Here is a 12,699-nt window from a genome sequence, read left to right as displayed (position 1 = left end):
ATTTGCGAGGAGGAGACGTCTATGAGCCTGGAAGAAATCAGTCATCGTCACGATGACAGCGCCACGCTGAAAGAGGCAACCCGCGTTCCGGCGGGCGCGCCCATCCTCGAACTCAAGGGATTGCAGAAGAACTACGGCTACGTCCAGGCGCTGAAGCCGGCGACGATGACGTTTCTGGCTGGCGAGATCCATGCGATCGTCGGTGAGAACGGTGCCGGCAAGTCGACGCTCATCAAGCTATTGACCGGCGTCATCAACAGAACCGCCGGCGAGGTTCTGTGGTGCGGCCATCCGGTGGCGCTGGCGACCCCCAACGAGGCGATCGCGCGCGGCATCAATGCCGTCCACCAGGAAGTCGTGCTGTGCCCGCATCTGACGGTTGCCGCCAATCTGTTTCTCGGCGATGAAGTCAACACGTTCGGCCTGATGCGCAAGAAGCAGATGGTGAAGATGGCTCAGGCTGTCCTCGACGATCTCGGTTTCGGCCTGCCGGCGGCCGTGCTCTTGAGCGACCTCACGATCGGGCAGCAACAGCTTGTCGCTACCGCGCGCGCTGCGATGCGCGGCACCCAGTTTCTGATCTTCGACGAGCCGACGGCCTACCTCACGCGTCAGGAATCGGCGCAGCTGTTCAAACTTATCCGGCGCCTGCAGAACGAAGGCGTCACCATAGTCTATATCAGCCATCGCATGGAAGAGGTTTTCGAGCTTGCCGACCGCGTGTCCGTGCTGCGCGACGGCACCCATGTCGGCACCCGCCTGATTAGCGAGACGAACGACAACGAGTTGATCGCGCTGATGATCAACCGCTCGATCGAACAGATTTATCACAAGGAAGACATAGCGACCGGCGAGACCATCGTCGATGTTCGGGGGCTTTCCGGACCGGGTTTCCAGGACATATCGCTCTCGGTCAAGGCCGGCCAGATCGTCGGCCTCTATGGCCTCATCGGCGCTGGCCGCAGCGAATTCGCCTTGGGTCTCTATGGCCGCGAGAAAACCACATCGGGCGAAATCCACTGGATGGGGCGCAAGGTCAACATCAAGAACGAACGCACGGCGATGGAGCTCGGCATTGCGCTTGCGCCTGAGAGCCGCCGCGACCAGGGGCTATGCCTCAATCTGCCGATCGGCCTCAATATCAACCTGCCGGTGTTCGACCGGTTGAGCAAGGGCCCGGTCATCGGCCTCGCCGACGAAGCAAAGAATGCCGACAAGCAGATCCGCGACCTCAGCATCAAAACACCGAGCCGGCGCGTGCTGGTGTCGGCTATGTCTGGCGGCAACCAGCAGAAGGTGGTCATCGGCAAATGGCTGAGCCACGGCGCGCGTCTTTTCATCTTCGACGAGCCGACCGTCGGCGTCGACGTCGGCACCAAGGCGGAAATCTACCGTCTGTTTGCAAGACTTCTGAAGCAGGGAGCGGGCATCATCCTGATTTCGTCCTACCTGCCCGAGGTCTACGAGCTGGCCGATGAACTGCACGTCTTCCGAACCGGCAGGCTCGTGGCGAGCCACGGCTTCCATGCGGCGTCACATGAACAAGTCCTCAGCGAAGCGATCGGCGTCTGAGTTAGGAATAAGAGGGAGAGAGACAATGACCGTAACCCCCACCGAAATCCCCGCGCCGCCGCAACGCCGGAAAATGAACATTCTCTTCGGGCTGACCCTGATCGGCCTGCTTGTCGCGCTTTGGGTGGCGCTCGGGCTTGCTACCAACAGCTTCTGGACACCGCTCAACATCAGCAACCTGCTGCGCCAGGGCTCGATGACGGCGATCCTCGCCCTCGGCGAAACGTTCGTCATCATCACCGCCGGCATCGATCTCTCGGTCGGCGCCATCGTCGGTTTCGCGGGCGTCATCGTCGCCTGGCTACTGCAGGCCGGCGTGCCGGTGTGGGCTGCGATCCTGCTGACGCTCGCTTTCGGCGTCGCGATTGGCTCCTTCCATGGCTTCGGCATCGTCCATATGGGCCTTCCGCCATTCATCATCACGCTCGCGACACTGACGGCATTGCGCGGCTTCGGCCTCCTCATCACCAACGGCTCGTCGATCAACATCACCAACGAGGCCTTCTCCAACTTCTCGAGGGCCGATTTCCTCGGGGTGCCTAGTTTGTTCTGGATGGTGATATTGGTGGCCATACCCTCCTACGTCCTGCTGCATCTCAGCCGCTGGGGCCGCTATCTCTTTGCGGTCGGCTCCAACAGCGAAGCGGCGCGCCTCTCAGGCGTCCGGGTCAGCGCCATCATCTACATGGCCTATATCCTGTCGGCGACGTTCGCGGCCTTTGTCGGCGTGTTGCTTGCCTCGCGCATCGCGATCGGCAATGCGACACAGGCGGACGGATGGGAGTTGCAGGCGATCGCATCGTCGGTCATCGGTGGCACCAGCCTCTTCGGCGCGGTCGGTTCGGTTCACGGCCCGCTGATCGGTGCCTTCATCCTCGCCACCATCAACAACGGCGCGAACCTGCTCAACGTCAACTCGTTCTGGCAGCGCATCATCACTGGTCTGCTGATCATCGTGATCGTATACTTCGACCAGCTGCGCCGCCGCCGCAGCTCCTAAGCGGAACGAACGACAACAAAGCCGGTCCGCTAAACCGGCTTTATCTCTTTAAAAATGCGAGACCTCTCATGAAAGCCGTGCTTTGCCAACAACCAGGCGTTCTCGAAATCGTCGAACGCCCCTCCCCTGGGACGCCGGCGCCAGGCTGGGCTCGGCTTTCGGTGAGCCATGTCGGCATTTGCGGCACGGACTACCACATCTTCGAAGGCAAACACCCGTTTCTCGACTATCCGCGTGTGATGGGCCATGAGATATCCGCGACCGTCGTCGAAGCCGGGGATGGCGTTGAGCTGGCCGTGGGCACACCCGTCATCGTCAACCCGTATATCTCCTGCGGAACCTGCGTTGCCTGCAAGCACGACAAGCCCAACTGCTGCACCAACATCAAGGTGCTCGGCGTCCACACCGACGGCGCCTTTTGCGAGGAAATCACCGTGCCCGCCGGCAATCTCTATGCGGCGAAGGGACTGAGCCTCGAGGCGGCGGCAACCGTCGAATTCCTGGCAATCGGAGCGCATGCCGTGCGCCGCTCGCTGGCACCCGCAGGCTCGCGCGCGCTCGTCATCGGCGCTGGCCCGATCGGCCTTGGCGCCGCGATCTTTTCGCGTATCGCCGGGCACGACGTTACCCTGCTCGACACCAGCGCCGAACGCCTCGACATGGCCGCGCAGCGCTTCGGCTTCGCATCAGGCGTCGTCGCAAACGACGACGCTGCCGATGCGGTCAGGGCGAAGACGGAAGGCGACGGTTTCGACGTCGTCTTCGATGCCACGGGCTACGGCCCATCGATGGAAAAGGCTTTCAGCTTCGTTGCCCATGGCGGCGCGCTGGTTCTGGTCAGCGTCGTCAAGGATGACATCCGCTTCTCGGACCCGGAGTTCCACAAGCGTGAAATGATGCTGATCGGCAGCCGCAATGCAACGCGCCCCGATTTCGAGCATGTCGCAGCCTCGATCGCCAAGGGCCTCGTGCCCGTCGACAAACTGATCACCCATCGCACGACACTGGCCGATGCGCCGCGTGATCTCGCGCGCTGGGCGCATGAGAAAAGCGGGCTGATCAAGGCCGTTATCAAGGTCGCAAACTAGAGCATTTCCGCTTTTCTTCGAATTGCGAAAACGCTCTGTTTTTTGTCTCTGCGCAATTCCGGACGCAAAACCGCTACGCACTGTTGCTGAAATTGCTTGCGTCGATCGTCTGCCGCATCAGCCGAACGACTGCCGCATCCGTTCTGTTGGCCGACGCGGCCTCAAAGCCGAAGGCGACGGCGCGCAGATCCACACTTGCGACCGGAGAACTGCACGAGCCGTGAACCTCGCTCGCGCCTGTCGCACGCAGGATTTCCGACACGTTGCTCGGGCGCACGCCACTGCCAGGCATGATGGAGATCTGCCCGGCCGCCGTCTTCGACAGGCGCGCGAGCGTCTCGAGCCCGTCGATCGCTTTCGGAACGCAACCCGACGTGAGGATGCGCTCGCAGCCGAGTTCAATTGCCTGCTGCAGAGCCACATCCGGATCTGGAACCAGATCGAAGGCGCGGTGGAGGGTCGAGCCCATACCGGCGGCGTGGGCCTTCAGCCGATGCAGCAGCGGCAGGTCAAGCGTCCCGTCCGCGCGGTTAGCGCCGATGACGACGCCTGCAAGGCCGAAAGCCCGCGCGGCGTCGATATCCGCCATCATCGCCGCTTCATCTGCGGCGTCGAAGACGAATGGCCCCGCATGCGGACGGATCATCGCATAGACCTGGATCGGTGCCGCTGCCGCCGCCTTCATCAGACCGGCGACGGGGGTGAGGCCGCCGACTTCCAGCGCCGAGCAGAGTTCGATGCGGTCCGCCCCGCCTTCGACGGCGGCTGCGAGCCCCCGTGGACTGTCTACGCACACTTCCAATATGATCGTCACGCCCGAATCTCCTTCGTCTATCCGCTCGTTCTTACGCCAACGCTGCTGCAGCGGCGACCGGCATTCGTCTCTACGCTTGCGTTGTTCAACGCGACGTTCATTCCGGCGGGGCCGTTGACGTCCAACTGCTGGAGAAGATGTGGGGAGCGAGGCTGAGTTTGCCGATAACCTGCTCGATCAGTTCGTCCTCTTCGCGGGTGCTGAAAACGATAGCCCCTACCTCCGCCGAGCTGGCATCGTCGACGGCGTGGCTCTCCATGGAATGGATGCGGAGCTTGCTGGCGCTCAACGCCTGGAGCAGCTCATTGCGCACCGTAGCTTCATCGCGTGCAGCGCATTTCAGGTCGATGACGTAAAAGCGCTCGACGGCCTCATGTTCAGGTGCGAGCGCACTGATGTAGATCCCAAGGCGGGGAAGGCCGACATTGATTGCTATGATCAGAACCGTTGCCTCGACGGCTTCGAGCAACATCGCGTACCCGGCAAGGACACCTATTGCGCCGGTTGCCCATACCGTTGCTGCAGTACTGAGGCCGCGCACATTCGTTCCGTCCCGCATGATGAGGCCAGCGCCAAGGAAGCCGATGCCGGTTACCACCTGCCCTCCCATTCTCACATCCGGGACGTCGTGAAGGAGTGCTGGAAGCGAGGTATAGATGGCGGCCCCGAGCGAGACCAGGGCATGCGTCGTCAAACCCGTGTGCCGCTGACGCCATTGGCGTTCAATGCCAACCAGACAGCCCAGGAGGACGGCAACCAGAAGCCGCGGCGCGATCAAAAGAGCCCCAGATAGACCCGTGGCATATTCCCACACAGCAAAACCCTCCGCCCCGTTTTCGCAGGATTGCCGCGCTGCCAATCACTCTGCCTGTCGGAGAAATGCAACGTAAGCGGCCCCTTTGATAAGAGTCAATCGGAAGGGCAAGCGCGGGCAAATTCCTTCGGAGGTCGCCAGTTCCGGCCAGACCGAGCCTGCAGGAAAGGCTCAACTGGGTCGAATTCGACCTTGTGCGTCCCGTTCTTCGCTGTTTCCAATTGCGACGGGTGCCCCCACCATGGTGGACCAATTTTCGACTGGAGAGACTGGCGCTACGATGACGTTGGTTCGAGCCAAATTCCGCAGCCCGGTACAATAGATAGCGCCCCCTGCATGCCATGGGTTTTGGTAGCGCCTGCTGCAGAATGCGGACTATTTTAGCGTTCGCATCGATTTTTCTGTCGCGCACGCTATTTCTGGTACGCAATACCTTGCCGGCAGATGGCGGCTATGGCTTTTTTCGCCAGCGATCTTATCCGCGGCGGCCTTAGCCGGAGGTCTCCGCGCGTGTCAACGATTAAGGGGATAGTCCATGCTCACTAAATTCGCACTCGCCGTAACGCTCTCCGCCTTTGCAGCGGGCGCAGCTCAGGCAGCAGACGTCGTCGTTTCATCAAAGATCGATACCGAAGGCACGCTGCTTGGCAACGTCATCGCGCTGGCGCTCAATGCGAACGGCATCAAGACGCAGGACCGTATCGCGCTTGGCGCCACGCCTGTCGTTCGCAAGGCGATCACGGCCGGGGAAATCGACATCTATCCGGAATACACCGGCAATGCCGGCTTCTTCTTCAACAAGCCCGAGGATGCCGCCTGGAAGAACCTCCAGCAAGGCTACGACATGGCGAAGAAGCTCGACTACGACGCCAACAAGATCGTCTGGCTGACGCCATCGCCCGCCAACAACACCTGGGCAATCGCGGTTCGCAACGATGTCGCCGCGCCGAACAAGCTCAAGACGATGTCCGATTTCGGCAAATGGGTTGCCGGTGGCGGCGCGGCCAAGCTCGTCGCATCGGCCGAATTCGTGAATTCGGCCGGCGCGCTTCCGGCCTTCCAGACGACCTATGGCTTCACACTGAAGCCGGACCAGGAAATCGTTCTGTCCGGCGGGGATACGTCTGCGACCATCAAGGCGGCCGCCGACCAGACGAACGGCGTCAACACCGCCATGGTCTATGGCACGGACGGCGCGATCGAAGCCGCAGAACTGACCGTCCTTGAAGACGACAAGGGCGTGCAGCAGGTCTATGCACCGACGCCGATCATCCGCGAGGAGGTACTGAAAGCCAATCCGAAGATTGAGGAGGTGCTCGCCCCCATCTTCAAGAGCCTCACGGCCGACGAGTTGCGCAAGCTGAACGGCAAAATCCAGGTCGACGGCGAGCCGGCCAAATCCGTGGCCGAAGCCTACCTGAAGGAAAAAGGCTTCCTGAAGTAGCCACCCGACGCTCCGCCTTTCGAGGCGGGGCAACCTTTCTTTCCATACTGGGATGGATCGATGGAAGAAACCTTAGCGGTCCGCAGGCTGGACCGGCTCGGCGTGGTTCTTGTTGTTGCCGGTGTCGCCGCCACGACGCTTCTGCCCTTCATCTATGTCAAGGCGAACCGTATCGCGGCGGGCAAGCCAATGCTGCTCACACAGCTTCTGAACCAGCCTTGCGCGATCGCTCTCACCCTGCTCCTGCTGTCGACCGCGCTGGCGGTCTTGCTCCTGCAAAACGTTCATGTCAGGCTTTTGATTGCAACGCTCTGTCTTGTGACGTTGATCGCTGCAGTCGGCCTCGTGGCAACCGCGTTTACGCCTGAAAGCAGCAATGTCGCACGGATGACGCCGGGAGGCGGGTTCTGGCTTTTGCTTGCCGTGATCGGCCTCGTCATCTCGGATGCGCTGGTGAAAATTCACCTCACGCCCTGGATGCGCATTGCCGCGCTCGCTCTCTATACCTCCCTGCTCGGCATCTTCCTTTGGTCCGGCCTGCTCGACAGCCTTTCGATCATGAAGGAATTCGCGACGCGCGCCGATCAGTTCTGGTCGCAGGCGCTGGCACATCTGCAACTGGCATTCGGGTCGCTCGCGGTTGCCGTCGTCATCGGCCTGCCGCTCGGCATTGTCTGTTTCTGGGTGCCTAAGCTCCGTGCGGCCCTGCTCCAGGGATTGAGCCTCATTCAGACGATCCCGAGTCTGGCGCTCTTCGGCATCCTGATGCTGCCGCTCGGCTATCTCGCAACACATGTCCCGCTGGCTGCGGCGCTCGGCATTCGCGGCATCGGGACCGCGCCGGCGCTGATCGCGCTCGTCCTCTATTCGCTGCTGCCTATCGTTGCCAACACCGTCGTCGGGCTGGAAGGCGTCGATCCCGCCGTGCGGGACGCCGCAGCCGGCATGGGTCTCACCCGTCCGCAGATCCTGACAGGCATCGACCTTCCGCTTGCCCTGCCCGTCATTCTCACCGGCATCCGCGTCGTGCTCGTGCAGGCGATCGGGCTCGTGACCGTGGCGGCGCTGATCGGCGGCGGCGGCTTCGGCGTCTTCATTTTCCAGGGGCTTGGCCAGACGGCCATGGACCTCGTTCTGCTTGGCGCCGTGCCGACCGTCTTCTTCGCCTTCTCCTCGGCCGTCATCCTCGATGCGGTCGCCGACAGCATCCGGGGACCTACCGCATGAGCATGATCGAAATGAGGACCGTCACCAAGCGCTACGGCGCCACGGCTGTGGTCGACAATGTCTCGATGTCAGTCGAGAAGGGGGCGATCACTGTCATCGTCGGCACGTCCGGCTCCGGAAAATCCACCCTGATCCGCATGATCAACCGCCTGGTGCCGATCACAGAAGGGGAGATCTTCATCGATGGCCGGAATGTTGCCGACGTGCCGGCAACCGAGCTGCGCCGTAACATCGGCTACGTCATTCAAGGCAACGGCCTGTTCCCGCACCGATCGGTGGGGCAGAATATCGCGACCGTGCCGCAGCTCCTTGGCTGGGACAGCACGCGGACCGACAATCGGGTCAAGGAACTACTAAGGCTCTTCAACCTCGATCCGGCGATCTTCGCCGGAAAGTATCCGCATCAGCTCTCCGGCGGCGAGCAGCAGCGCGTCGGGGTGGCACGCGCACTTGCGGCCGAGCCTGAGGTGCTGATCATGGACGAGCCGTTCGGGGCGCTCGACCCTGTCATTCGCGGCAAGGCGCAGGACGATCTCCTGACGATCCAGAAGCAGTTCGGGACGACGGTCATTCTCGTCACGCACGATATGGACGAAGCCTTCCATCTCGGCGACCGGATCGCGGTGATGAGAAGCGGCAGGCTGCTGCAATATTCGACACCGGAGGAGATCCTGACGGAGCCTGCCGACCCCTTCGTGCAACAGTTGACCGGCACATCCGACCGCGCGCTGAAACGCATGTCGCTGCTGCCGCTGAAAGCCAGCATGGCGCCCGCCAAGGCCGGCCTGTCCCATAGCCTGGAGCAATCACTTAGCCTGCGCGATGCGCTGGCGGAGATGATCTGGCAGGGCATCGACGAAGCGGCCGTTGAGGATGGCGCGAAGAAGGCCCCTGTCGGTTCAATCTCGATGTCGCGGCTGCTGGCGCTGGGCCGCAAGGCATGAGACTGGTCACCGCCAATCTCTTCCGCGTCGCAGCGCTGGTGCTGCTGCTGATCCTGCTGTTCAGGACGGAATGGCTGTCGTTCCTGCTGTCGCCGCTGACCAACAACAATGCGCCCGCCGTCTATACGCAAAACAGCCTGCCGTCGCTCGCCGCCGGACATCTCGAACTGGTTCTCGTCTCGATCGTGGCAAGTGCGGTTCTTGCTATTCTCGGCGGAATCTTCGTGACCCGAAAAAGCGGCGCCGACTTCCTGCCGCTGTCGCGTGCCATCGCCAATGCCGGCCAGACCTTTCCGCCGGTAGCGGTACTTGCGCTCGCCGTGCCCGCCATCGGCTTCGGCGCCGGGCCAACGCTGATCGCGCTCTTTCTTTACGGTCTCTTGCCGATTTTCGAGAACACGGTCGCTGGTCTCAATCAGGTATCGTCCTCGGTGCTCGATGCGGCGGATGGAATGGGAATGAGCCCGACGCAGCGGCTATTTCGCGTCGAACTTCCGCTGGCGCTGCCGCTGATCATCGAAGGCGTCAAGGTCGCGACGGTGATCAACATCGGCACGGCAACGATCGGCTCGACGGTTGCGGCAAAGGGGCTCGGTGAGGTCATCATCGCCGGGCTGATTTCCGACAATACTGCCTTCATCCTGCAGGGCGGCTTGATCGTCGGCCTGATGGCGGTCCTGATCTATGACGCGATGGGGCTCGCCGAAACCGCGATTACGCGAAGAATGGGCTTGCGCGCGACGTGACGCAGCGGCTACCAAAGCTGCCGTACCATGCAAGACGGAGGCAGCCGTGGCCAAGATGATTCACTCCATGATCCGTGTTCTCGACGAGGCGCGCTCGGTCGAGTTCTACGGCAAGGTTTTCGGCCTCGAGGTCGCCGATCGCATCGATTTCGATACCTTCACGCTGATCTATCTCAGCAACCACGAAACCGGTTTCGAGCTGGAGCTGACGGTCAACAAGGGCCGCACCCAGCCCTACAACCTCGGGGACGGCTATGGCCATTTGGCCCTTGCCGTGGACGAGGTCGCCATCGAGCACAAGCGCCTGACAGATGCGGGTTTCAACCCGGCGAAGCTGGTCGAGCTCAATCGCGACGGCAGGCTCCTGGCGCTTTTCTTCTTCATCACCGATCCGGACGGCTACAAGATCGAAATCATGCAGCGACACGGCCGCTACCTCTAAGAGCACCCAATGATCGAGAAGACCGAACTGAACCGCGGCTGGACTGTTTCCTGCAACGTTGCAGGAAGGCCGGACCTGCCCGCCAGCATTCCCGCGGCCGTGCCCGGCTGTGTGCACCTCGACCTTTTGGCGAAAAGGCTGATCCCAGACCCATACATCGACGTCAACGAGATCACGAACGACTGGATCGGCCAGGAAGACTGGACCTATCGCTGCAGCTTCGACGCAGCGCTGGATGGCGACAGGGTGCACGAGCTGGTGTTTGGCGGGCTTGATACAGTCGCGACCATCACCCTCAACGGCGAAGAGATCGGCCGGACCTTCAACATGCACCGTACCTACCGCTTCGATGTGTCGGAGCGCCTGACGGCGGGCGCGAACGAACTGAGCATCACCTTCCGCTCGGCATATGCCTATGGCGCGGAGATGGAGGCGCACTACGGCTACCGGCCGAACAATTATCCGGGACCCGGCAACCTGATGCGCAAGATGGCCTGCAACTTCGGTTGGGACTGGGGTCCGACGCTGGTGACATCAGGCATCTGGAAACCAGTACAGCTGGAAAGCTGGGGCCGGGCAAGGCTGGCGGAAACGCGGGTTTCGGCGACGCTTGTGGGCGGCGATGGGCTGGTGGCGGTCCACGCGACACTCGCGCGGCAAGGCGAGCCATCGCCCTGCACGCTCACAGCAACCATTGCCGGCGAAGAGATCGCGGTCACCATACCGCCGGATGTCGGCGAGATCAGCTTGGCGATCCGCGTGCCCTCGCCGCAGATCTGGTGGCCGCATCATCTCGGCGCTCAACCACTCTATCCACTGCATCTCGAACTCAGCGATAACGTAAGCACTGACTTACTTGATACCTATTCGAAGGAGATCGGCTTCCGGTCCGTGCGGCTCGATACGTCAGCGGATGAACACGGCTCGGCCTTCACCTTCGTCGTCAACGACGTCCCACTGTTCATATGCGGAGCCAACTGGATTCCGGATGATTGCTTCCCGTCGCGCGTGACGGCGGAACGCTACGCCTCCCGCATCGACGAGGCGAAGGCTGCCAACGTCAACATGCTGCGCGTCTGGGGCGGCGGCATCTTCGAGCGCGACGAATTCTACGAGGCCTGCGACCGCGCCGGCATGCTCGTCTGGCAGGACTTCCTCTTTGCGTGCGCCTCCTATCCCGAAGAAGAGCCGCTTCGCGGCGAGGTCGAGGCGGAGGTCCGCGACAACGTCGTGCGACTGATGCCGCATCCGTCGCTGGTCGTCTGGAACGGCAACAACGAGAACATCTGGGGCTTTGACGAATGGGGCTGGCGGCCCGTTATCAAGGAGGGTGAGAGCTGGGGGCTCGGCTACTATCTCGACATCCTGCCGAAACTCTGCGCCGAACTCGATCCGGACAGGCCATATTATCCCGGCAGCCCCTATTCCGGCAGCATGGCGATCGAGCCGAACGCCGATGAGCATGGATGCAAGCACATTTGGGATGTCTGGAACGACGTCGGTTACGAGGTCTATCGCAACTACATTCCGCGCTTCTGCTCCGAATTCGGCTGGCAGGCCCCGCCAAACTGGGCGACGCTGGAAGAGAGCGTGCATGACGCGCCGCTGACGCCCGTTTCGAACGGCGTATTCCATCATCAGAAGGCAACGCAGGGCAACGACAAGCTGATCCGCGGTCTTGCGGGCCATCTGCCGGTACCGCAGACGATGGACGACTGGCACTTTGCCATGCAGCTCAATCAAGCGCGTGCAATCCGCTTTGCGGTCGAGCACATGCGCTCGCACCGCGCCATATGCAAGGGCGCGATCGTCTGGCAGTTCAACGACTGCTGGCCGGTGACGTCATGGGCGGCACTCGATTCCGCTGCGCGGCGCAAGCCGCTTTGGTATGCGATGCAACAAGCCTTCGATCCACGGCTTCTGACGATCCAGCCGCGCGCGGACGGGTTGGCGGCGGTCGCCGTGAATGAGCGAACACTGTTCTGGCGTTCGAAGATCAGCGGCAGGCGGATGAAGCTCGACGGCACGGTGCTTGCCGAGTTCGAGTTCTGGCGGCATCTCTGCGATCGCTTCGAGGCGAAGACGTTTCCGCTTCCAGCCGACATCGCGACGCCCAACGCGGCAAATGACGAAGTCGTCGTCGTGCAGATGCTTGACCGACGAGCGTTTCACTATTTCGTCGAAGACATCGATCTCCGGCTGCCGAAGCCAAGGGCAGCGATCAAGGTGACGGCCACCGCCGATAGCTGCGAGGTCCACGTCACCGCCGAAAGCTTCCTGAAGGATCTCTGCCTGATGGCCGATCGTCTCGATCCCGATGCCGTTGTGGATTCGATGCTGGTAACGCTGCTGCCGGGCGAAAGCCATGTCTTCAAAGTCAAGACATCCAAGACCGTATCCGTGAAGGACATCAGTGTTGGCAAGGTGCTTCGGTCGACCAATGATCTCCTTCAAGGGATCGGGTAGGAGGAAGTTTTTCGGCTCCCTCCCCCCACACCACCGTGCGTACGGTTCCGTACACGGCGGTTCATCGAGCGTGATTTAGGCGGTGGAGTTCCTGTTGTAAAGAAAGCAGCCCGAGTTGGTCGAAGAAGGCTTTTCGGTAGAG

At 61.8% G+C, this 12,699-nt stretch carries 11 protein-coding genes; 9 read left to right on the top strand and 2 right to left on the bottom strand.

The window, feature by feature from the left end:
- Positions 1-21 precede the first annotated feature (21 nt).
- The 3 genes from AC1DMK_RS28270 (at position 22) to AC1DMK_RS28260 (ending at position 3,660) form a co-directional block, all read left to right on the top strand.
- Complete coding sequence (locus AC1DMK_RS28270) at positions 22-1,572, top strand: sugar ABC transporter ATP-binding protein (protein WP_037060664.1); 1,551 nt, start codon at positions 22-24, stop codon at positions 1,570-1,572.
- A 25-nt stretch (positions 1,573-1,597) separates the two neighbouring features.
- Complete coding sequence (locus AC1DMK_RS28265) at positions 1,598-2,572, top strand: ABC transporter permease (protein ID WP_037060659.1); 975 nt, start codon at positions 1,598-1,600, stop codon at positions 2,570-2,572.
- A gap of 68 nt (positions 2,573-2,640) precedes the next feature.
- Positions 2,641-3,660 (top strand): zinc-binding alcohol dehydrogenase family protein, encoded by a 1,020-nt coding sequence (locus AC1DMK_RS28260; RefSeq protein ID WP_477863665.1) that lies wholly within the window; start codon positions 2,641-2,643, stop codon positions 3,658-3,660.
- 73 nt (positions 3,661-3,733) lie between these two features.
- Here AC1DMK_RS28260 and AC1DMK_RS28255 read toward each other — a convergent pair whose 3' ends face one another.
- Positions 3,734-4,474: a copper homeostasis protein CutC gene (locus AC1DMK_RS28255; RefSeq protein ID WP_477863664.1), complete on the bottom strand. Its 741-nt coding sequence runs from the start codon at positions 4,472-4,474 to the stop codon at positions 3,734-3,736.
- A 97-nt stretch (positions 4,475-4,571) separates the two neighbouring features.
- On the bottom strand, positions 4,572-5,288 hold the full coding sequence (locus AC1DMK_RS28250; RefSeq protein ID WP_477863663.1) for an MgtC/SapB family protein: 717 nt from the start codon (positions 5,286-5,288) through the stop codon (positions 4,572-4,574).
- A gap of 535 nt (positions 5,289-5,823) precedes the next feature.
- Here AC1DMK_RS28250 and osmF point away from each other — a divergent pair.
- The 6 genes from osmF to AC1DMK_RS28220 are packed head-to-tail and all read left to right on the top strand — an operon-like array spanning position 5,824 to position 12,557.
- Positions 5,824-6,732 (top strand): glycine betaine ABC transporter substrate-binding protein OsmF, encoded by a 909-nt coding sequence (osmF, locus tag AC1DMK_RS28245; protein ID WP_037060653.1) that lies wholly within the window; start codon positions 5,824-5,826, stop codon positions 6,730-6,732.
- A gap of 60 nt (positions 6,733-6,792) precedes the next feature.
- On the top strand, positions 6,793-7,959 hold the full coding sequence (locus tag AC1DMK_RS28240) for an ABC transporter permease (protein WP_477863662.1): 1,167 nt from the start codon (positions 6,793-6,795) through the stop codon (positions 7,957-7,959).
- Complete coding sequence (locus tag AC1DMK_RS28235) at positions 7,956-8,903, top strand: ABC transporter ATP-binding protein (RefSeq protein ID WP_477863661.1); 948 nt, start codon at positions 7,956-7,958, stop codon at positions 8,901-8,903. Before AC1DMK_RS28240 ends, AC1DMK_RS28235 begins: the two co-directional genes overlap by 4 nt.
- The gene (locus AC1DMK_RS28230; protein WP_037060647.1) at positions 8,900-9,649 is read left to right on the top strand and encodes an ABC transporter permease; all 750 of its coding nucleotides are present in this window, start codon (positions 8,900-8,902) and stop codon (positions 9,647-9,649) included. Before AC1DMK_RS28235 ends, AC1DMK_RS28230 begins: the two co-directional genes overlap by 4 nt.
- Before the next feature lie 46 nt (positions 9,650-9,695).
- The gene (locus AC1DMK_RS28225; protein WP_477863660.1) at positions 9,696-10,091 is read left to right on the top strand and encodes a VOC family protein; all 396 of its coding nucleotides are present in this window, start codon (positions 9,696-9,698) and stop codon (positions 10,089-10,091) included.
- 9 nt (positions 10,092-10,100) lie between these two features.
- Positions 10,101-12,557, top strand: a complete 2,457-nt coding sequence (locus tag AC1DMK_RS28220; RefSeq protein ID WP_477863659.1) for a glycoside hydrolase family 2 protein — start codon at positions 10,101-10,103, stop codon at positions 12,555-12,557.
- Positions 12,558-12,699: the final 142 nt, after the last annotated feature.

The organism is Rhizobium sp. 05L419 (assembly GCF_056397845.1).
This window is presented reverse-complemented; position numbering and strand designations above follow the sequence as displayed.